The 19,886-nt window shown below is 58.9% G+C and carries 18 protein-coding genes; 14 read left to right on the top strand and 4 right to left on the bottom strand.

The window, feature by feature from the left end; translation table 11 throughout:
- A partial coding sequence (locus M2401_RS31215) for a transposase (RefSeq protein WP_259109942.1) occupies nucleotides 1-685 on the top strand: 685 nt, incomplete at its 5' end.
- A 156-nt stretch (nucleotides 686-841) separates the two neighbouring features.
- On the opposite strand, the gene M2401_RS31210 is transcribed toward M2401_RS31215, so the two are convergent.
- The 4 genes from M2401_RS31210 to map all read right to left on the bottom strand — a co-directional run bounded on the left by M2401_RS31210 (nucleotide 842) and on the right by map (nucleotide 6,655).
- The gene (locus M2401_RS31210; RefSeq protein WP_259109940.1) at nucleotides 842-1,723 is read right to left on the bottom strand and encodes a hypothetical protein; all 882 of its coding nucleotides are present in this window, start codon (nucleotides 1,721-1,723) and stop codon (nucleotides 842-844) included.
- A gap of 117 nt (nucleotides 1,724-1,840) precedes the next feature.
- Complete coding sequence (dapC, locus tag M2401_RS31205; protein WP_259109937.1) at nucleotides 1,841-3,034, bottom strand: succinyldiaminopimelate transaminase; 1,194 nt, start codon at nucleotides 3,032-3,034, stop codon at nucleotides 1,841-1,843.
- Between the two features lie 54 nt (nucleotides 3,035-3,088).
- Nucleotides 3,089-5,788, bottom strand: a complete 2,700-nt coding sequence (locus M2401_RS31200; RefSeq protein ID WP_259109935.1) for a [protein-PII] uridylyltransferase — start codon at nucleotides 5,786-5,788, stop codon at nucleotides 3,089-3,091.
- An 81-nt stretch (nucleotides 5,789-5,869) separates the two neighbouring features.
- Nucleotides 5,870-6,655 carry a type I methionyl aminopeptidase gene (map, locus tag M2401_RS31195; RefSeq protein ID WP_259109933.1) on the bottom strand — a complete coding sequence of 262 codons (786 nt, stop codon included), beginning with the start codon at nucleotides 6,653-6,655 and terminating at the stop codon, nucleotides 5,870-5,872.
- Between the two features lie 301 nt (nucleotides 6,656-6,956).
- Here map and rpsB point away from each other — a divergent pair, with 301 nt between their 5' ends.
- From rpsB to lpxA, 13 genes are all read left to right on the top strand, one after another.
- Entirely contained in the window at nucleotides 6,957-7,697 is a 741-nt protein-coding gene (gene rpsB, locus M2401_RS31190; RefSeq protein WP_259109931.1) for a 30S ribosomal protein S2, read from the top strand.
- Between the two features lie 191 nt (nucleotides 7,698-7,888).
- Nucleotides 7,889-8,758, top strand: a complete 870-nt coding sequence (gene tsf, locus M2401_RS31185; protein ID WP_259109928.1) for a translation elongation factor Ts — start codon at nucleotides 7,889-7,891, stop codon at nucleotides 8,756-8,758.
- 206 nt (nucleotides 8,759-8,964) lie between these two features.
- Nucleotides 8,965-9,708 carry a UMP kinase gene (pyrH, locus tag M2401_RS31180; protein WP_259109926.1) on the top strand — a complete coding sequence of 248 codons (744 nt, stop codon included), beginning with the start codon at nucleotides 8,965-8,967 and terminating at the stop codon, nucleotides 9,706-9,708.
- The gene (gene frr / locus M2401_RS31175) at nucleotides 9,705-10,262 is read left to right on the top strand and encodes a ribosome recycling factor (protein WP_259109924.1); all 558 of its coding nucleotides are present in this window, start codon (nucleotides 9,705-9,707) and stop codon (nucleotides 10,260-10,262) included. The genes pyrH and frr overlap by 4 nt, the downstream gene beginning before the upstream one ends.
- 16 nt (nucleotides 10,263-10,278) lie before the next feature.
- A complete protein-coding gene (uppS, locus tag M2401_RS31170; protein ID WP_259109922.1) occupies nucleotides 10,279-11,034 on the top strand; it encodes a polyprenyl diphosphate synthase in 756 nt (251 codons plus the stop codon).
- Nucleotides 11,034-11,849, top strand: a complete 816-nt coding sequence (locus tag M2401_RS31165; RefSeq protein WP_259109920.1) for a phosphatidate cytidylyltransferase — start codon at nucleotides 11,034-11,036, stop codon at nucleotides 11,847-11,849. Before uppS ends, M2401_RS31165 begins: the two co-directional genes overlap by 1 nt.
- Complete coding sequence (gene ispC, locus M2401_RS31160; protein WP_259109918.1) at nucleotides 11,846-13,036, top strand: 1-deoxy-D-xylulose-5-phosphate reductoisomerase; 1,191 nt, start codon at nucleotides 11,846-11,848, stop codon at nucleotides 13,034-13,036. Before M2401_RS31165 ends, ispC begins: the two co-directional genes overlap by 4 nt.
- 111 nt (nucleotides 13,037-13,147) lie before the next feature.
- Nucleotides 13,148-14,500: a sigma E protease regulator RseP gene (rseP, locus tag M2401_RS31155; protein WP_259109916.1), complete on the top strand. Its 1,353-nt coding sequence runs from the start codon at nucleotides 13,148-13,150 to the stop codon at nucleotides 14,498-14,500.
- Nucleotides 14,501-14,574: 74 nt separating this feature from the next.
- Nucleotides 14,575-16,953 (top strand): outer membrane protein assembly factor BamA, encoded by a 2,379-nt coding sequence (bamA, locus tag M2401_RS31150; protein WP_259109914.1) that lies wholly within the window; start codon nucleotides 14,575-14,577, stop codon nucleotides 16,951-16,953.
- Between the two features lie 44 nt (nucleotides 16,954-16,997).
- Entirely contained in the window at nucleotides 16,998-17,501 is a 504-nt protein-coding gene (locus tag M2401_RS31145) for an OmpH family outer membrane protein (protein WP_259109912.1), read from the top strand.
- A 2-nt stretch (nucleotides 17,502-17,503) separates the two neighbouring features.
- On the top strand, nucleotides 17,504-18,559 hold the full coding sequence (gene lpxD, locus M2401_RS31140; protein WP_259109910.1) for a UDP-3-O-(3-hydroxymyristoyl)glucosamine N-acyltransferase: 1,056 nt from the start codon (nucleotides 17,504-17,506) through the stop codon (nucleotides 18,557-18,559).
- Nucleotides 18,560-18,670: 111 nt separating this feature from the next.
- Nucleotides 18,671-19,111 carry a 3-hydroxyacyl-ACP dehydratase FabZ gene (gene fabZ, locus M2401_RS31135; protein WP_259109908.1) on the top strand — a complete coding sequence of 147 codons (441 nt, stop codon included), beginning with the start codon at nucleotides 18,671-18,673 and terminating at the stop codon, nucleotides 19,109-19,111.
- Nucleotides 19,108-19,884 carry an acyl-ACP--UDP-N-acetylglucosamine O-acyltransferase gene (gene lpxA / locus M2401_RS31130; RefSeq protein WP_259109906.1) on the top strand — a complete coding sequence of 259 codons (777 nt, stop codon included), beginning with the start codon at nucleotides 19,108-19,110 and terminating at the stop codon, nucleotides 19,882-19,884. Before fabZ ends, lpxA begins: the two co-directional genes overlap by 4 nt.
- Nucleotides 19,885-19,886 lie beyond the last annotated feature (2 nt).

The following is a 19,886-nucleotide window of genomic DNA, read 5'->3' as shown; positions in this document are numbered from 1 at the left end:
TTTTGCCGAGGCGATGGGAATGGAGGCCAAGACCGACAAGATCGACGCTCAGGTTCTGGCAGAGTTTGCTGCCAGCTTGAAGGTGTACAAAGCCGTGCCGTTCAGCGTGGAACATGATCAACTCAGTGAGCAGATCAAACAGCGTGATCGCTTTATTCAGCATCGCGACGATGACAAGCGGCGATGCCAGCAATCCTCAACACCAGTGGTAATAGACCGCTACCAGGCGCATATCGACTTCCTGCAGGCACAGATCAAGGATTTAGAGAGCCTCATCGCTAGAACGATGAAGGAAATGGACGACCAGACGGTCAAGCGCTTGATGGCAATCAAGGGAATCGGGCTTGTTACAGCATCGAACCTTGTGTGCTATTTGCCAGAGCTGGGCAGCCTGAGCCGAGGCAAGATAGCCAAGCTTGTGGGCGTTGCGCCGCTTAATCGTGACAGCGGTGAAGGATCAAAGCCCCGTTATGTCAGAGGCGGTCGAGGGAAGATACGACGGGTGTTGTACATGGCCGCGTGGGTCATGGTCAGGTATGACGCTGGCTTCAAGGCGAGGTACGAACGCTTACGAGAACGAGGTAAGTGCGCGAAGGTGGCGATCGTAGCTTGTATGCGGGTGCTGATTGTCCGTTTGAATGCCATGCTGCGTGATGGCACGCCCTGGCGTTCTGAAGCTATCTGATTCGCCGTCGATGCCTTGCTGAGGCCAGAAAGACACCGACTTGCTCGGCGGGGCAGGACCTACGACGCCCTGAGATAATTAGTCGTGATCAAAGGCACTGAAGACAGTTGCTCCTACGCATACCGATTTCATTCAGCCGGTTATGGGTATGGCCTATCAGCCCGCCGAAGTCTTGGTCGGGTTGATGGTCGGGGCCTTCGCCGCCGTTGTGTTATTGGCAATCCCGGCCTTGATCTGGGTCGGGTCCTCGTCGTCAGCGTCCGGCTCGTCGCTCGTCTGGGCCAGCACTTCAAACAGGGTCGCCGGGATTTTGTTGTCGGCAGCCGGATTCTTGATACTGGCGATGCCATTCTCGACCGCCAGGCGCTGTTGCAGCCAGGTTGTGGAGTTGCGCTCTTCCGGGCTGACGCTCGTGAGGAAGCTCAGCGCGGCGTTGAGGCGGGCGGCGTCGTTGCCAGCGTAAGGGTCGACGAAGTTGCCGGCCTGGCTGCTCGGGCCTTTATAGATGCCAATGGCCAGGGAGATCTGCTGGCTCATGGCGTTGGCGGCCGCGTCCTGCTCGTCCTTGGTGAACAAACCGCCCTGGTTGCTGCTGATCGCATACAGCGAGCGACGGTCGAGGTCGCCGAGCAGGGAATTGGTGTCACGACCTTCCGGGCTGTTGGCGTCATACGGGCTGCCGCTGGCTTTCATCTGCGCGTACTTGTCGTCCAGGCTCTTGCGGGCGGCAGTGGCGACGTCGGCGAAGGACAGGCCTTTTGAGCTGGAGACCAGGCCCGGGTTGGCCACGGCCATCATCAGCGCGCTGGCGCTCATGTTCGCGCGAGTCGGGAAGTAGGGTGCGGCGTAGGAGGTCTTCTGGCTCAGTTCGACGGCGGTGCTGGACAGGGTCAGGCTGTCGGCGCCCGGCGCTTTTTCATCCTGCCCGGTGACTGCGGCGGAGGCAGCGTTGGGGCTGCTGGCGCTGGTGCGACTGGCGGCATCGACGCTTTTATAAGCTGACGTGAAAGTATTGAGCAGATTCGAAAGCGGATTCATAAGGTCTTCCCTGATTTTTTATGAGTTCAGGGAGTATCGGCCAATCCGTATCAGACTTGATACAAATTCGTACCGATGCTGCCGCAGCACATTGCGTGCTGCGGCAAAGGCTGGCGTTTACTTGCTGACGAAGTCGCGAATCCGCTCGGCGGCTTCGATGCATTCGGCCAGTGGTGCAACCAGGGCCATGCGCACGCGACCGGCGCCAGGGTTGAAACCGTCGACTTCCCGTGACAGGTAGGAGCCCGGCACGACGGTGACATGCTGGTCGACGAACAGGTCGCGGCAGAACGCGGCGTCATCGGTGCCGACATTCGGCCACAGATAGAAGCCGCCGTCCGAACGCTGCACGTCCATGACCGGGGCGAGGATGTCCAGTACGGCGTCGAACTTTTCCCGATACAGAGTGCGGTTGGCGCGTACGTGCTCCTCGTCGTTCCAGGCTGCGATACTGGCCAGTTGGGTTTGTACTGGCATGGCGCAGCCGTGGTAGGTGCGGTAAAGCAGGAACGCCTTGAGGATCTCGGCATCACCGGCGACGAAGCCCGAACGCAGGCCTGGCAGATTGGAGCGCTTGGACAGGCTGTGGAACACCACGCAACGCTTGAAGTCCTCACGGCCCAGTGCGGCGCAGGCGCTCAGCAGGCCTGGTGGCGGGGTGTCTTCGTCGAAGTACAGCTCGCTGTAGCACTCGTCGGCGGCGATCACGAAGTCGTACTGGTCGGCCAGGCCGATGAGTTTCTTCAGGGTTTCCAGGGGAATCAGGGCGCCGGTCGGGTTGCCCGGCGAGCACAGGAAGAGGATCTGGCAGCGTTTCCAGATATCCGCCGAGACCGCGTCGAAATCCGGGTTGAAACCGTGCTCAGCCAGGCACGGCAGGTAGTGCGGCTTGGCGCCGGCGAGCAGGGCTGCGCCTTCGTAGATCTGGTAGAACGGGTTCGGGCTGATCACCAGGCCGTCGTCACTGCGCTGGACCACGGTCTGGGTGAAAGCAAACAATGCCTCGCGGGTGCCATTGACTGGCAGCACGTTGCGCGCCGGGTCGATCCAGCCTGTCGGCACGTCAAAGCGGCGTTCACACCAGCTGGCGATGGCTTCGCGCAGGGCCGGGATGCCCAGGGTGGTGGGGTAGACCGCCATTTGATCGAGGTTGTCGGCCAAGGCCTTGGCGACGAAATCCGGCGAGCGATGCTTGGGCTCGCCGATGGACAGGGCGACCGCGCGCTTGTCGGGATTGGGCGTCACGCTGCCGAGCAGGGCGCGCAGTTTCTCGAACGGGTAGGGTTGCAGGTTTTGCAGGGCATCATTCATGGGGGTGCTTTCTCAATAGCCGGGCGCCTTTGTTACAGGCGCTCTCAAGTCGATTCAAATACTCAGGCGCATCTCGCCGCCGGGTTCCTGGCTGACGCTCAACTGCTCGACGATCGCGTCCTGCAGGCGGCTGCACAGCTGCGGGTCGGACAACGGCTGGCCATTGGCATCGGTGACGAAGAACACGTCTTCCACCCGTTCGCCCAGCGTGGCGATCTTGGCGTTCTGCAGGGACAGGTCGAATTCGACGAAGATCTTGCCGATCCGTGCCAGCAGGCCAGGGCGATCCGGTGCTGAGAGCTCGAGAATGGTCACCGGGCGCTGGGCATCGTTGAGGATGGTCACCTGGGGCGCAAAGGCGAAATGCTTGAGCTGGCGTGGCACCCGGCGCTTGATGATCGTCGGGTAGTCGTCCGGGTTGTGCAGGGCTTCGCTCAGGCCTTTACGAATTCGCTCGATACGCTCTGGGTCCTTGCCGATCGAGCCGTTATCGCTGTCGAGGACGATATAGGTGTCGAGGGTAAAGGCGCTGCTGGATGTGATGATGCGCGCGTCATGGATGTTCAGGTTCAATTGGTCCATGGCGGCCACGGTCACGGCGAAGAAGTCGTGCTGGTCGGGGGCGTAGATGAAGATCTGCGTCGCACCCTCGAACTCGCGCTGGGTGGTTTCCTTGATCAGCACCAACGGGCCACCGTCGGCCGGTTGCTGAAGGATGGCGTCACTGTGCCAGGCAACGTCACCGGCAGTGTGGCGCAGGAAATAGTCGTCACCCAGGCCGGACCACAATTGCTCGACGTCGTCCGGATCGGTGCCGTTGCGCACGAGGATATCCAGGGCGGCAATCTGTGTGCGGCGAATCTGTTCTTCGCGGTCAACCGGGTTTTCCAGGCCACGGCGCAGGGCGCGCTTGGTCTCGGTGTAGAGCTGGCGCAGCAGGCTGGCGCGCCAGGAGTTCCACAGGGTCGGGTTGGTCGCGTTGATATCGGCGACGGTCAGCACGTAGAGGTAATCCAGATGGGTTTCATCGCCAACGAACTGGGCGAAATCATGGATCACCTGGGGGTCAGACAAATCCTTGCGCTGGGCAGTGGTGGACATGACCAGGTGATGGCTGACCAGCCAGACGATCAGGCGCGTGTCCCAGGTCGGCAGATGATGGCGGATACCGAAGGCTTCGGCATCCACTGCGCCGAGCTCCGAGTGATCGCCGCCGCGACCCTTGCCGATGTCGTGGTACAGCCCGGCGAGGTAGATCAGCTCCGGCTTGGGCAGCCGGGCCATGATCTTGCTGGCCAGCGGGAATTTCTCTGACACCTGGGTGTACTGAAGCTTACGCAGGTGTTTGATCAGATTCAGCGTGTGGGCGTCCACGGTGTAGATGTGGAACAGGTCGTGCTGCATCTGCCCGACGATATGGCCGAACTCCGGCAGGTACAGGCCGAGGATGCCGTAGCGGTTCATCCGGCGCAGGTTGCGATGGATGCCTATCTCGCATTTGAACAGCTCGATGAACAGGCTGGTGTTGCGAATATCGTTGCGGAAATCGTCGTTGATCAGGTGGCGGTGTTCGCGCAGCAGGCGGATGGTGTCGGCGCGTACGCCCTTGATTTCCGGATGCTGGGCCATGAGCACGAAGATCTCGATCATGGCGAATGGCGTGCGCTTGAACACGTTGACGTTGGTCGCTTCGATATAACCATCGTGCAACTGGAAGCGCGAGTTGATCGGCTGAGTATTGTCGCCATCGTCCGCCGACAGAATCACTTCTTCGAAGTGCTGGATGATCAGATCGCTGAGCTCGGCGATGCTCATCACCACGCGATAGTACTTCTGCATGAAGCGTTCGATGGCCAGCTTGGCGTCGCTGTCCTGGTAGCCCAGCAGCCCGGCGATGGTGCTCTGGTAATCGAACAGCAGACGGTCTTCCGAGCGCCCGGCGAGCATGTGCAGGGCGTAGCGCACTTTCCACAGGAATTCCTGGGAGGAGGCCAGCAGGTTGTTTTCGCTTTCCAGCAAAAAGCCCTGACCGGCCAGGGCGTGCAGGTTCAGGGTGCCGTACTGGCGACGGGCTACCCAAAGGATGGTCTGGATATCGCGCAGGCCGCCCGGGGAGCCTTTTACATTGGGCTCCAGGTTGTATTCGGTGTCGTTGTACTTGTGGTGGCGGGTCTTCTGCTCGGCGCGCTTGGCCAGGAAGAACTCCTTGCTTGGCCACATGTTTGCCGTACTGGTGACATCGAGCATGCGCTGACGCAGGCGCTCGGGGCCGGCAATGGTGCGGCTTTCCATCAGGTTGGTGATGACCGTGAGGTCAGCGCGGCCTTCCTGGGCGCATTCGTCCACCGAACGTACGCTCTGACCGACTTCCAGGCCGATGTCCCACAACAGGGTCAGAAAGCGCTCAATGGAATCGCGGAATACTTCGTGATCGGCGCTGTCGAGGAGAATCAGCAGGTCGATGTCCGAATACGGGTGCAGTTCACCGCGCCCGTAGCCGCCGACGGCGAGCAGGGCGATATCGGCTTCTTCGCTCCAGTCGAACTGGTCCCACGCTTGTTGCAGGATATTGTCGACGAACCAGGCACGGTCCTCGATCAGGCGGCGAATGTCACGGCCCGAACGGAAGCGTTCGTCGAGGACGTCGCGGGCATGGCGAATGGCTTTCTTGAAGGCCGCAATGGGGCTGGCTTTCAAGGCCAGTTCAGCCTGGAACTGGCCGCGGTCGAACAAATCGGGATCCACCTGGGGCATGGAACTGCTTTCCTTTATATCGTTCTGGCGGCAGTGCGGGCGGCGCACAGTTGACTGCGGGCCGCCCGGCGGTGCGCTCGGTCAGGCCGCCGAGGTGCGGGCAATGGTGTCGTCGCTGCGCAGAGTGAAGATCTCGTAGCCATCGGCGGTGACGAGGATGGTGTGCTCCCACTGAGCGGACAACTTGCGGTCCTTGGTGATCGCGGTCCAGCCATCGCCCAGCAGGCGCGTTTCGGCACGGCCCTGGTTGATCATCGGCTCAATGGTGAAGGTCATGCCTTCCTGCAGTTCCATGCCGGTACCGGCCTTGCCGTAGTGCAGGACCTGCGGCTCTTCGTGGAACACCTTGCCGATGCCATGGCCACAGTATTCACGCACTACCGAGAAGCCATTCTTTTCAGCATGCTTCTGGATCACTTCGCCGATATCCCCCAGGCGCGCGCCCGGACGAACGATCTCGATACCCTTGTACATGCATTCCTGGGTGATCTTCGACAGGCGCTCGGCCCACTCGGGAACCTTGCCGACGTGGAACATCTTGCTGGTATCACCGTGATAGCCGTCCTTGATGACGGTCACGTCGATGTTCAGCACGTCGCCGTCCTTGAGCGGCTTTTCGTTGGGAATGCCGTGGCAGACCACATGGTTGATCGAGGTGCAGATGGATTTGGGGAAGCCCTTGTAGTTCAGCGGCGCAGGAATGGCCTTCTGCTCGTTGACGATGTAGTCATGGCAGATGCGATCCAGTTCGTCGGTGGTGACTCCGGGCTTGACGTAGGCACCGATCATTTCCAGGACATCGGCGGCCAGGCGACCGGCGATACGCATCTTTTCGATGTCTTCAGGGGTTTTGAGGGTGACGGTCATACAAACTCTCTCGGGCGCGGCGTGCGCGCGGCAAATACGGAAAACGCTGATTCTATCAGACCGTCGGCGACGGGTGATTATCGTGTCTTCTATATAAGGCGTAATCTGCCTGTCACAAGGCGTGTGTTGCGTGTTCCGTTTCCCAACCTTTTGTGGTATAAAATGCGCCGCTTTCCGGGTACGCCCGTGAAAGCACAAACCCACACACGTGTCGACACGATGACCTGGGTGCCTGCGGCTCGAGCCGCTGGTTGGTCATTGGGATACGTGGAGGCCTAACCCGACTTATCAAGGAACTATCATGTCCCAAGTCAACATGCGCGATATGCTGAAGGCCGGTGTGCACTTCGGTCACCAAACCCGTTACTGGAACCCGAAAATGGGTAAATACATTTTCGGCGCGCGTAACAAGATCCACATCATCAACCTTGAAAAAACCCTGCCTATGTTCAACGAAGCTCTGACTTTCGTTGAGCGCCTGGCCCAGGGCAAAAACAAGATTCTGTTCGTCGGCACCAAGCGTTCCGCTGGCAAGATCGTTGCTGAAGAAGCAGCACGTTGCGGTTCGCCGTACGTCGATCACCGCTGGTTGGGCGGCATGCTGACCAACTTCAAAACCATCCGTGCCTCGATCAAGCGCCTGCGCGACCTGGAAATCCAGGCCGAAGACGGTACTTTCGCCAAGCTGACCAAGAAAGAGGCGCTGATGCGCACTCGCGATCTGGAAAAGCTGGATCGTAGCCTGGGTGGTATCAAGGACATGGGCGGTCTGCCTGACGCACTGTTCGTCATCGACGTTGATCACGAGCGCATCGCGATCACCGAAGCCAACAAACTGGGTATCCCGGTCATTGGCGTCGTTGACACCAACAGCAGCCCGGAAGGCGTTGACTACATCATCCCAGGCAACGATGACGCAATCCGCGCTATCCAGCTGTACATGGGTTCGATGGCTGACGCTGTTATCCGTGGTCGCAACAACACTGCTGGCGGCACCGACGTTTACGTCGAAGAAGCTCCAGCAGCTGCTGTAGAAGGCTGAGAGGCTAGCGCCTGACGCTTACTCAGTGCGCAAAAAGGGGGCTAGGCCCCCTTTTTGCCTCCTGGAAAACCAGTTGCTGACGTTATCGTGACCCTGTTGTCATGTTTGGCTGTCAGCCTGTGCTTTCAAGAATTTTGAACGCCCGCATTGCGGGTGGAATGGTTTAAGACCTATCCAAAGAGGATTTTAAAATGGCAGAGATTACTGCAGCGTTGGTCAAAGAACTGCGCGAGCGTACCGGCGAAGGCATGATGGATTGCAAAAAGGCCTTGACCAAGGCTGGCGGCGACATCGAGAAAGCTATCGACGATATGCGTGCTTCGGGCGCCATCAAGGCTGCCAAGAAAGCCGGCAACATTGCTGCTGAAGGCGCTATCGGCGTCAAGGTCAGCGAAGACGGCAAGCGTGCCATCATCATCGAAGTCAACTCCCAGACTGACTTCCTGGCTCTGCAGGACGATTTCAAGAACTTCGTTACCGCCAGCCTGGAAAAAGCCTTCGCTGACAACGTCTCCGACGTTGCTCCGCTGATCGAAGCGCAAGAAACTGCGCGTACCGCCCTGGTTGCCAAGGTCGGCGAAAACGTCAACATCCGTCGTCTGGCCAACATCGAAGGTGATGTGGTCAATGCTTACCTGCACGGTAACAAGATCGGCGTGGTTGTGGTCCTCAAAGGCGGCGACGCTGAGCTGGCCAAAGACATCGCGATGCACGTAGCAGCCAGCAACCCTGAATTCCTGCTGCCTTCGGAAGTTTCGGCCGAAGCGATCGAGCGCGAAAAAGGCGTCTTCCTGCAACTGAACGAAGACAAGATCAAAGGCAAGCCTGCTGAAATCGTCGAGAAAATGGTGGGCGGTCGCATCACCAAGTTCCTGGCTGAAGCAAGTCTGGTTGAGCAGGCGTTCGTCAAGAACCCTGAAATCAAGGTCGGTGATCTGGCCAAGAAAGCCGGCGCTGAAATCGTTTCGTTCACCTACTTCAAGGTGGGTGAAGGCATCGAGAAGCCAGTCGACAACTTCGCTGAAGAAGTCGCTGCTCAAGTAGCTGCCAGCAAGCAGTAAGACGGTTTAGCGACTGTCGATCCGAAGAGGCTGCCCGCTTACGCGCGCGGCCTCTTTTTCAAAAGGGAAAAGTATTTGTTTTCCTTGAAGATGTAGCTTACAAGGCGACATCTTTGTGACGCTGTAGCAGCGTCAGGCTAGAGTTAGCGCAGGTTGAAAGAGCCTGTAAGATTTTTTTCAAGTAAACGCCGCAGGAGAGATTCGCAATGGCTCAGCAGGGCAGTGGTCATCAGGCTCGCTATAAACGCATTCTACTCAAACTGAGCGGCGAGGCCCTGATGGGGTCCGAAGAGTTCGGCATCGATCCCAAGGTTCTGGATCGCATGGCACTCGAAGTGGGGCAGTTGGTAGGAATCGGCGTTCAGGTCGGCCTGGTCATTGGCGGTGGCAACCTGTTCCGTGGTGCAGCCCTGAGTGCTGCCGGCATGGATCGCGTTACCGGCGACCACATGGGTATGCTGGCTACGGTGATGAATGCCCTGGCGATGCGCGATGCGCTTGAGCGTGCCAATATCTCGGCTATCGTGATGTCGGCGATCTCCATGGTGGGCGTGACCGATCACTACGATCGTCGCAAGGCCATGCGTCACCTCAACTCCAAGGAAGTGGTGATTTTCGCGGCCGGTACCGGTAATCCATTTTTTACCACCGACTCCGCCGCCTGCCTGCGCGCCATCGAAATCGACGCCGACGTCGTGCTCAAGGCAACCAAGGTCGATGGCGTGTACACCGCAGACCCGTTCAAAGACCCCCATGCAGAGAAGTTCGATCATCTGACTTACGATGAAGTGCTGGATCGCAAACTGGGTGTCATGGATCTGACGGCGATCTGCCTGTGCCGCGACCATAATATGCCCCTGCGGGTCTTCAACATGAACAAGCCCGGCGCCCTGCTGAATATCGTACATGGTGGCGCTGAAGGAACACTGATCGAGGAAGCTCAACAATGATCAACGAAATCAAGAAAGACGCTCAGGAGCGCATGCAGAAGTCCCTCGAGTCCCTGGCCCATGCATTTGGCCAGATTCGTACCGGCAAGGCTCACCCAAGCATTCTGGGCAGCGTGATGGTGCCTTACTACGGCGCTGATACGCCGTTGAGCGGCGTTGCCAACGTCACCGTGAAAGACTCTCGCACCCTGCAGGTCGTGGCTTTCGAGCGCAACATGCTCGCCGCAGTCGACAAGGCGATTCAGAGCGCAGGCCTGAACCTCAATCCGACCAACCTAGGCGAAATGCTGCTGATCTCCATGCCGGCCCTGACCGAAGAAACCCGCAAGGGCTTCACCAAGCAGGCGCGCAGTGCTGCTGAAGATGCGCGTGTTGCCGTGCGCAACATTCGTCGCGATGCCCTGGGCGACGTTAAGAAGCTGGTCAAGGACAAGGAAATCAGCGAAGACGAAGAGCGTCGCGCAGCTGCCGATATCCAGAAGTTGACCGACAAGGCAGAGGCCGATATCGACGCGGCTACCAAGCAGAAAGAAGCGGACCTGATGGCCGTATAAGGGCCGGGAAGCTTTCATGGAAAAGACCAAGCTGACAGCACTTTCATCGGTGCCGCGTCATGTAGCGATCATCATGGATGGCAATAACCGCTGGGCGAAAAAACGCCTGCTGCCCGGTGTCGCCGGGCACAAGGCGGGCGTGGACGCTGTCCGCGCGGTCATAGAGGTGTGTGCCGAGGCCAAGGTCGAGGTGCTGACGTTGTTCGCTTTCTCCAGTGAAAACTGGCAGCGCCCGGCTGAGGAAGTCGGTGCGCTGATGGAGCTGTTTTTCACGGCCTTGCGCCGTGAAACCCGGCGTCTGAATGAAAACAATATCAGCTTGCGTATCATCGGCGATCGCTCGCGTTTTCACCCTGAGCTTCAGGCCGCGATGCGTGAGGCCGAGCAGGCTACGGCTGGCAATAACCGCTTTGTCCTGCAGATTGCCGCCAATTATGGCGGGCAGTGGGACATCGCCCAGGCTGCTCAACGCCTGGCGCGAGAAGTTCAGGCGGGCCATTTGCGCCCCGAGGATATTTCCCCGGAGCTGCTGCAGACCTGTCTGGCAACGGGCGATTTGCCGCTGCCGGACTTATGCATTCGTACTGGCGGGGAACACCGCATCAGTAATTTCCTGTTATGGCAGCTGGCTTACGCCGAGCTGTACTTCTCCGACCTGTTCTGGCCGGACTTCAAACACGATGCCATGCGCGCCGCGCTGGCAGATTTCGCTTCGCGTCAGCGCCGCTTCGGTAAAACGAGCGAGCAGATCGAAGCTGGAGCCCGGGCTTAATGCTGAAACAACGAATCATTACGGCACTTATTCTGCTGCCGATCGCGCTGTGCGGATTTTTCCTGCTCTCCGGCGCAGGTTTTGCCTTGTTTATCGGCTTTGTAGTCACCCTGGGTGCCTGGGAATGGGCGCGTCTGGCCGGTTTCAACGCCCAGCCCGCCCGGGTGGGCTATGCCGCACTGGTGGCGGTCCTGCTGTTTGTGCTGAACCTGTTGCCAGGCCTGGCGCCGTGGGTACTGGGTGTGGCGATGATCTGGTGGGTCGCGGCGACCTACCTGGTGTTGACCTATCCGGCCTCCAGTGAGCGCTGGGCCAGTGTTGCCAGCAAGCTGGTGATCGGTCTGCTGATTCTACTTCCGGCCTGGCAAGGTCTGGTCCTGATCAAACAATGGCCTCTGGGCAACTGGCTGATCCTCGCCGTGATGGTGCTGGTCTGGGGCGCTGATATCGGTGCCTACTTTTCCGGCAAGGCCTTCGGCAAGCGCAAGCTGGCGCCCAAGGTCAGCCCGGGCAAGAGCTGGGAGGGTGTCTACGGCGGTCTGGTGGCAAGCCTGATGATTACCCTGGTGGTCGGTCTGCTTCGTCATTGGTCGGCATCGGAGCTGCTGTTCGGTTTGTTGGGTGCGGCCGTGGTGGTGTTTATTTCCGTTGTCGGCGACCTGACTGAAAGCATGTTCAAGCGTCAGTCCGGCATCAAGGACAGCAGCAATCTGCTGCCGGGCCATGGCGGTGTGCTGGATCGTATCGACAGCCTGACGGCTGCCATTCCGGTATTTGCCGTGTTGCTCTGGGCTGCCAACTGGGGTGCGATGTGAGTCGTGCCCAACAGATTACGGTTCTTGGGGCTACCGGTTCGGTAGGCCTCAGCACTCTGGATGTTATTGCCCGTCACCCTAATCTCTATCAAGTCTTCGCCCTGACCGGTTTTACTCGTCTGAAAGAGTTACTGGCCCTGTGCGTGCGCCATGTGCCGCGTTATGCCGTGGTGCCGACCCAGGACGTGGCGCGCAAGCTTCAGGATGATCTGGTGGCTGCGGGCCTGGATACCCGTGTCCTGGTCGGTGAAGAAGGCCTTTGCGAAGTCGCCGGGCACGCCCAGGTCGATACCGTACTGGCAGCCATTGTCGGCGCGGCCGGGCTGCGGCCGACGCTGGCGGCGGTCGAGGCGGGCAAGAAGGTGTTGCTGGCCAATAAAGAGTCGCTGGTGATGTCCGGCAGCCTGTTCATGCAGGCCGTGCGACAGCATGGCGCAGTGCTGCTGCCGATCGACAGCGAGCACAATGCGATTTTTCAGTGCATGCCGAACGACTATTCCCGCGGCCTGAATGCTGTGGGTGTACGGCGGATTCTGCTGACCGCGTCGGGCGGACCGTTTCGCGAAACACCGCTGGCCGAATTGCACGACGTCACCCCCGAACAGGCCTGCGCCCACCCTGTGTGGTCGATGGGCCGCAAGATCTCGGTGGACTCGGCAAGCATGATGAACAAGGGGCTGGAGCTGATCGAGGCCTGCTGGCTGTTCGATGCGCGGCCAGCCCAGGTCGAGGTGGTGATCCATCCCCAGAGCGTGATTCACTCCCTGGTCGATTACGTCGACGGTTCGGTGCTGGCCCAGTTGGGTAATCCGGACATGCGCACGCCCATCGCCAATGCTCTGGCCTGGCCTGTACGCATTGATTCGGGGGTTGCGCCGCTGGATTTGTTCAGTATCGCCAGACTGGATTTCCATGCTCCCGACGAACGGCGTTTTCCCTGCCTGCGCCTGGCGCGTCAGGCGGCCGAGGCCGGTGACAGTGCCCCCGCGACTCTGAATGCGGTAAACGAGGTGGCGGTGGCAGCGTTTCTTGATCGACGCATCCGTTATCTTGAGATCGCGAGTATGATCGAGGACGTTCTCGGTCAGCAGTCGGTCATTGCGCTGGATGAGCTGGAGACGGTATTCGAAGTGGACTCAAAAGCGCGCGTGCTGGCCGAGCAATGGCTTGGCCGGCACGGGCGGTAAGTAAACAGACGGTGACTGGGCTGGTTGTTGTGCAAGTCGGGTGGGGCAGGGGCTCTGCCATTTACCTGTTGTCTTGCTGACCCCCATGAATCAGTGCCCCGGAGAAAGTTGATGAGCGCGCTCTATATGATTGTCGGCACCCTGGTGGCTTTGGGTGTGCTGGTAACCTTTCACGAATTTGGTCACTTTTGGGTGGCCCGGCGTTGTGGCGTCAAGGTGTTGCGTTTCTCTGTCGGGTTCGGCACACCGCTGGTCCGCTGGCGTGATCGCCAGGGCACCGAATATGTAGTGGCCGCCATCCCTTTGGGTGGCTACGTCAAGATGCTCGACGAGCGCGAAGGTGAAGTGCCTCAGGCGCTGCTCGATCAGGCCTTCAACCGCAAGACGGTTTATCAACGTATCGCCATCGTGATCGCCGGGCCGGTTGCCAACTTCCTGCTTGCCATTGCCTTCTTCTGGGTACTGGCGATGCTGGGCAGTCAGCAGGTGCGTCCGGTGATCGGTGCGGTCGAGCCGGGCAGTATTGCCCAGCAGGCCGGGTTGAGTACGGGTCAGGAAATCGTCTCGGTCGACGGTGAGGCGACCAGCGGTTGGGCGGCGGTGAATCTGCAGTTGGTGCGGCGTCTCGGCGAAAGCGGTTCGATTGCGGTGATGGTGCAGGAGCAGGGTTCGACAGTGCCCACCCCGCACACCCTGCAACTCAATGACTGGCTCAAAGGGGCTGATGAGCCGGATCCGATCAAGTCCCTGGGTATTCGCCCATGGCGTCCGGCCCTGGCGCCGGTGCTCGCAGAACTCGATCCACAAGGCCCGGCCCAGGCTGCTGGGCTGAAAACTGGTGACCGCCTGGTGATGCTCGATGGTCACGGGGTTGATGAGTGGCAACAGATCGTCGATTGGGTGCGTCAGCGTCCCAATGCCAAGGTCATGCTGCGGGTAGAGCGTGACGGCGCACAGTTTGATGTGCCCCTGACCCTGGCCGTGCACGGTGAGGGCAAGGCGGCGACAGGTTATATGGGCGCTGGCGTCAAGCCTGTAGACTGGCCGCCGCAGATGCTTCGTGAGGTCAGTTATGGCCCGGTGGCCGCCGTGGCAGAGGGGGCCAGGCGCACATGGACCATGAGTGTGCTGACCCTCGATTCATTGCGCAAAATGTTGTTCGGCGAGCTCTCGGTAAAAAACTTGAGTGGACCGATAACCATTGCTAAAGTGGCGGGCGCTTCGGCCCAGTCAGGCATTGGTGATTTCCTGAATTTCCTTGCTTACCTGAGCATAAGCCTGGGGGTTCTGAATCTGCTGCCTATTCCTGTGTTGGATGGGGGGCATCTTTTGTTCTATCTGATTGAATGGGCGCGTGGTCGCCCGCTCTCGGAAAGAGTACAGGGTTGGGGGGTTCAGATTGGTATCAGTCTGGTGGTGGGCGTGATGTTGCTCGCACTGGTCAACGATCTGGGCCGACTATAAAGCTTCGCTGTGTTGCGAACCTGCCGCATTTTGCGGCAGTTTGTTTATTGCCAGTTGGAATAAGAAAGGACTTCATGAAACGTCTGCTGCTAACTGCGGTTCTCGCCGTACTGATGATCGCTGAAGTTCACGCCGAGTCCTTCACTATCTCCGATATCCGGGTCAATGGCCTCCAGCGGGTTTCCGCCGGCAGTGTCTTTGGCGCCTTGCCGCTGAACGTGGGCGAGCAAGCGGATGATAGTCGTCTGGTCGAGGCCACTCGTGCGCTGTTTAAAACCGGGTTCTTTCAAGATATCCAGCTCGGCCGCGATGGCAATGTCCTCGTTATCACCGTGGTCGAACGACCTTCGGTTTCGAGCATTGAAATCGACGGTAACAAGGCAATCTCCACAGAAGACCTGATGAAAGGTCTGAAGTCGTCGGGCCTCGCCGAAGGCGAGATCTTCCAGCGCGCGACCCTCGAAGGTGTGCGTAACGAACTGCAACGCCAGTATGTGGCGCAGGGTCGTTATTCGGCCGAGGTGAAGGCCGAAGTCGTACCGCAGCCGCGTAACCGTGTAGGCCTGAAGATCGACATCAACGAAGGCACCGTTGCCGCTATCCAGCACATCAACGTGGTGGGTAACTCGGTGTTCCCGGATGAAGACCTGATTGGTCTGTTCGAGCTCAAGACCACCAACTGGCTTTCCTTCTTCAAGAACGACGACAAGTACGCCCGGGAAAAACTCTCCGGTGACCTGGAACGTCTGCGTTCGTACTACCTTGATCGCGGCTATATCAATATGGATATCGCCTCGACCCAGGTTTCGATTTCGCCGGACAAGAAGAGCGTGTTCATCACGGTCAACGTCAACGAAGGCGAGAAATACACCGTCAAGTCGGTTGCCCTGAGCGGCGACCTGAAAGTGCCGGAAGATCAGGTCAAGTCCCTGCTGCTGGTCAAGCCGGGCCAGGTGTTCTCGCGCAAGCTGATGACCACTACCTCTGAGCTGATCACCCGTCGTCTGGGTAACGAAGGCTATACCTTCGCCAACGTCAACGGCGTGCCGACTCCACATGATGAAGACCACACGGTTGATATCACTTTCGGTGTCGATCCGGGCAAGCGTGCCTACGTCAACCGCATCAACTTCCGTGGCAACACCAAGACTGCGGACGACGTACTGCGTCGTGAAATGCGTCAGATGGAAGGTGGCTGGGCTTCGACCTACCTGATCGACCAGTCCAAGACCCGTCTTGACCGTCTGGGCTTCTTCAAGGAAGTGAAGGTTGAAACTCCGGCTGTTCCGGGTACTGACGACCAGGTTGACGTCAACTACGCGGTTGAAGAGCAGGCATCCGGTTCGATCACTGCCAGCGTCGGTTTCGCCCAGAGTGCGGGCCTGATCCTCGGTGGTTCGATCAGCCAGAACAACTTCCTCGGTACCGGGAACAAGGTCAGCATCGGTTTGACCCGCAGCGAATACCAGAGCCGTTATAACTTCAGCTATGTCGATCCGTACTTCACTCCGGATGGCGTGAGCCTGGGCTATAACGCCTTCTATCGCACCACCGACTATAAAGACCTCGACGTTGACGTTGCGAGCTATGCGGTCGACAGCTACGGTGCCGGTGTCAGCCTTGGCTACCCGATCAACGAAACCTCGCGTCTGAACTTCGGCCTGACCGTACAGCACGACCAGATCAAGACCGGTACCTACACCGTTGAAGAGATCTTCGACTTCGTAGAGAAGGAAGGTAAGGATTACACCAACTTCAAGGCTTCGGCCGGCTGGTCCGAGTCAACCCTGAACAAGGGGACGCTGCCGACTCGTGGTCATTCGCAAAGCCTGGTGCTGGAAACCACGATTCCGGGTAGCGACCTGTATTTCTACAAGCTGGACTACCGCGCCCAGTACTTCCACCCGATTACCTCTGACTACACCCTGCGTCTGCACACCGAGCTGGGTTATGGCGACGGTTATGGTTCCACGTCGGGCCTGCCGTTCTACGAGAACTACTATGCCGGTGGCTTCAACTCGGTTCGTGGTTTCAAGGACAGTACCCTGGGTCCACGCAGTACGCCTAGCCAGGCCAACGCTGCTCGAGGCACTCTTGCCGACCCGGATCAGGATCCGCTGCCGTTCGGCGGTAACGTCCTGGTGCAGGGTGGTGTAGAAGTCATGTTCCCGCTGCCGTTCATCAAGGATCAGCGTTCGCTGCGTACTTCTTTGTTCTGGGACGTGGGTAACGTCTTCGACAGTAACTGCAGTACCTCCATCCGAACCGGCACCGGCGAGAAGGTCAAGTGCAGCAACGTTGACCTCTCCGGCCTGGCCAGTTCCGTGGGTGTAGGCGTGACCTGGATCACTGCGCTCGGTCCGTTGAGCTTCGCTCTGGCCATGCCTGTGAAGAAGCCGGACAGCGATGCCGAAACCCAGATTTTCCAATTCTCCCTGGGCCAGACGTTCTAAGTGTCTGACCTGATAATGACAACGAATTCCGTAGGAGTTGTATTGTGCGTAAGTTGACTCAATTGGTACTGCTGGCAACTGTTCTGGCAGCGACCCCGGCTTTTGCCGACATGAAAATCGCGGTACTGAACTATCAGATGGCTTTGCTTGAATCCGACGCAGCCAAGGCCTACGCCGTGGACGCCGAGAAGAAGTTCGGCCCGCAACTGAACAAGCTCAAAACCCTGGAAAGCAGCGCCAAGGGCATTCAGGATCGTCTGGTTGCCGGTGGCGACAAGATGGCCCAGCCTGAGCGTGAGCGTCTGGAGCTTGAATTCAAGCAAAAGGCCCGCGACTTCCAGTTCCAGTCCAAGGAGCTGAACGAAGCCAAAGCTGTTGCTGACCGCGAAATGCTCAAGCAACTCAAGCCCAAGCTGGACCAGGCAGTAGAAGAAGTTATCAAGAAAGGCGCCTATGACCTGGTGTTCGAGCGTGGTGCGGTGATCGACGTCAAGCCTCAGTATGACGTGACCCGCCAGGTCATCGAGCGCATGAACCAGCTGAAGTAATCATGAGCGCAACCATCAAGCTCGGCCAATTGGCCGAGTTCCTCGGCGCCACTCTCCGTGGCGCTGCGGACAGGGGCATCACTGGGCTGGCGACTCTGCAAGAGGCCGGCCCGGGTCAAGTCAGCTTCCTGGCCAATCCGCAGTACCGCAAATTCCTCGCCGAAACCCATGCCTCAGCCGTCTTGCTCAAGCCTGCTGACGCCGAAGGTTTTGCCGGGGATGCGCTGCTTGTGCCGGACCCGTATCTGGCCTACGCGCGGATTTCCCATCTGTTCGATCCCAAGCCCAAGGCCGCCCCCGGTGTGCATCCGACGGCAGTGATCGCGGCTGATGCCCAGGTTGATCCAATGGCCAGTGTCGGTGCCTTTGCCGTGATCGAAAGCGGCGCGCAGATTGCGGCCGGGGTGACCATCGGTGCCCACTGCTTTATCGGCGCCCGCTGTGAAATCGGTGCCGGTGGCTGGTTGGCCCCGCGTGTGACCCTCTACCACGATGTGCGTATCGGTGAGCGCGTAGTGATTCAGTCCGGTGCGGTGCTGGGCGGCGAGGGCTTCGGTTTCGCCAACGAGAAAGGCATTTGGCAGAAAATCGCGCAGATCGGCGGTGTATTGATTGGCGATGACGTGGAGATTGGCGTGAACACCGCCATCGACCGTGGCGCACTGGCTGATACCCGCATCGGCAATGGCGTGAAGCTCGACAACCAGATCCAGATCGCTCACAACGTACAGATCGGCGATCACACGGCCATGGCGGCCTGTGTCGGTATTTCCGGCAGCAGCAAGATCGGCAAGCACTGCATGCTCGCAGGCGGCGTCGGGCTGGTCGGGCATATCGAGATCTGCGACAACGTTTTCATCACCGGCATGACCATGGTCACGCATTCCATTACCGAACCAGGGGCCTATTCCTCGGGTACGGCGATGCAACCAGCGGCCGAGTGGCGTAAAAGTGCTGCACGCATCCGTAAACTGGATGAAACAGCACGACGCCTGCAGAAACTGGAAAAGATTGTCGAGACAGTGACCTCAGGCGCCCAAGCTTCATCAGATGGCTGATACTTTTTTCATATCAGGTGCGATCAGTCGATAAGCGACGTCCTTGATATGCAGAGGAATGCTGCGCGTCCGTCGCGCACTCCCAATCTTTACTACAGGCTTCCCCTCGAAATGATGGACATCACAGAAATTCGCGAATACCTGCCTCATCGCTACCCGTTCCTGCTTGTGGACCGTGTGGTGGAGCTGGATGTCGAGAGCAAAAGCATTCGTGCCTACAAGAATGTCAGCATCAACGAGCCTTTCTTCAACGGCCACTTCCCTCAGCACCCGATCATGCCGGGTGTCCTGATCATCGAAGCGATGGCCCAGGCTGCCGGTATTCTCGGTTTCAAAATGCTCGACGTGAAACCGGCTGATGGCACCCTTTATTACTTTGTCGGTTCCGACAAGCTGCGCTTCCGCCAGCCTGTAACGCCGGGCGACCAGTTGATCCTTGAAGCCAAATTCATCAGCTGCAAGCGCCAGATCTGGAAGTTTGAATGCCAGGCCTCGGTCGACGGCAAACCTGTATGCTCCGCAGAAATCATCTGTGCGGAACGTAAACTATGAGTTTGATTGACCCTCGCGCAATCATCGATCCGACAGCCATCCTGGCTGACGATGTCGAGGTCGGCCCATGGTCGATCATCGGAGCCGATGTGGAAATTGGCGAGGGTACGGTCATCGGGCCGCACGTTATCCTGCGTGGCCCGACGAAAATTGGCAGGCACAACCGCATCTACCAGTTTTCGTCCGTGGGTGAAGATACCCCGGACCTCAAGTACAAGGGCGAAGCAACGCGTCTGGTGATCGGTGATCACAACGTCATCCGCGAAGGCGTGACCATTCACCGCGGCACCATTCAAGACCGCGCTGAAACCACCCTGGGTGATCACAACCTGATCATGGCCTATGCCCATATCGGCCACGACAGTGTCATCGGCAACCATTGCATCCTGGTCAACAACACGGCGTTGGCTGGCCATGTACATGTTGACGATTGGGCGATTCTTTCCGGTTTTACCCTGGTCCATCAGTTCTGCCATATCGGCGCCCACAGCTTTTCCGGCATGGGCACGGCCATTGGCAAGGATGTTCCGGCGTTCGTTACCGTATTCGGTAACCCGGCAGAAGCGCGCAGCATGAACTTCGAAGGTATGCGTCGCCGCGGCTTCAGCGAAGAAGCCATTCATGCGCTGCGTCGGGCTTATAAAGTGGTCTATCGCCAGGGCCTGACGGTTGATCAGGCGATTGCCGAGCTGGCCGAGCCCGCTGCGCAGTATCCTGAAGTCGCCGTGTTCCTGCAGTCCATCCAGTGTTCGACCCGCGGCATCACCCGCTGACC

This window comes from Pseudomonas sp. JUb42, from assembly GCF_024807945.1.
Taxonomy (GTDB): Bacteria; Pseudomonadota; Gammaproteobacteria; order Pseudomonadales; family Pseudomonadaceae; genus Aquipseudomonas.
Note: the sequence above shows the minus strand (reverse complement) of the source record. Positions and strands in the feature narration are given on the sequence as shown.

Coding starts and splice junctions, on each gene's coding strand:
- M2401_RS31210 (WP_259109940.1), bottom strand. CDS start 1,723: ATGAATCCGCTTTCGAATCTGCTCAATACTTTCACGTCAGCTTATAAA.
- dapC (WP_259109937.1), bottom strand. CDS start 3,034: ATGAATGATGCCCTGCAAAACCTGCAACCCTACCCGTTCGAGAAACTG.
- M2401_RS31200 (WP_259109935.1), bottom strand. CDS start 5,788: ATGCCCCAGGTGGATCCCGATTTGTTCGACCGCGGCCAGTTCCAGGCT.
- map (WP_259109933.1), bottom strand. CDS start 6,655: ATGACCGTCACCCTCAAAACCCCTGAAGACATCGAAAAGATGCGTATC.
- rpsB (WP_259109931.1), top strand. CDS start 6,957: ATGTCCCAAGTCAACATGCGCGATATGCTGAAGGCCGGTGTGCACTTC.
- tsf (WP_259109928.1), top strand. CDS start 7,889: ATGGCAGAGATTACTGCAGCGTTGGTCAAAGAACTGCGCGAGCGTACC.
- pyrH (WP_259109926.1), top strand. CDS start 8,965: ATGGCTCAGCAGGGCAGTGGTCATCAGGCTCGCTATAAACGCATTCTA.
- frr (WP_259109924.1), top strand. CDS start 9,705: ATGATCAACGAAATCAAGAAAGACGCTCAGGAGCGCATGCAGAAGTCC.
- uppS (WP_259109922.1), top strand. CDS start 10,279: ATGGAAAAGACCAAGCTGACAGCACTTTCATCGGTGCCGCGTCATGTA.
- M2401_RS31165 (WP_259109920.1), top strand. CDS start 11,034: ATGCTGAAACAACGAATCATTACGGCACTTATTCTGCTGCCGATCGCG.
- rseP (WP_259109916.1), top strand. CDS start 13,148: ATGAGCGCGCTCTATATGATTGTCGGCACCCTGGTGGCTTTGGGTGTG.
- bamA (WP_259109914.1), top strand. CDS start 14,575: ATGAAACGTCTGCTGCTAACTGCGGTTCTCGCCGTACTGATGATCGCT.
- lpxD (WP_259109910.1), top strand. CDS start 17,504: ATGAGCGCAACCATCAAGCTCGGCCAATTGGCCGAGTTCCTCGGCGCC.
- fabZ (WP_259109908.1), top strand. CDS start 18,671: ATGATGGACATCACAGAAATTCGCGAATACCTGCCTCATCGCTACCCG.
- lpxA (WP_259109906.1), top strand. CDS start 19,108: ATGAGTTTGATTGACCCTCGCGCAATCATCGATCCGACAGCCATCCTG.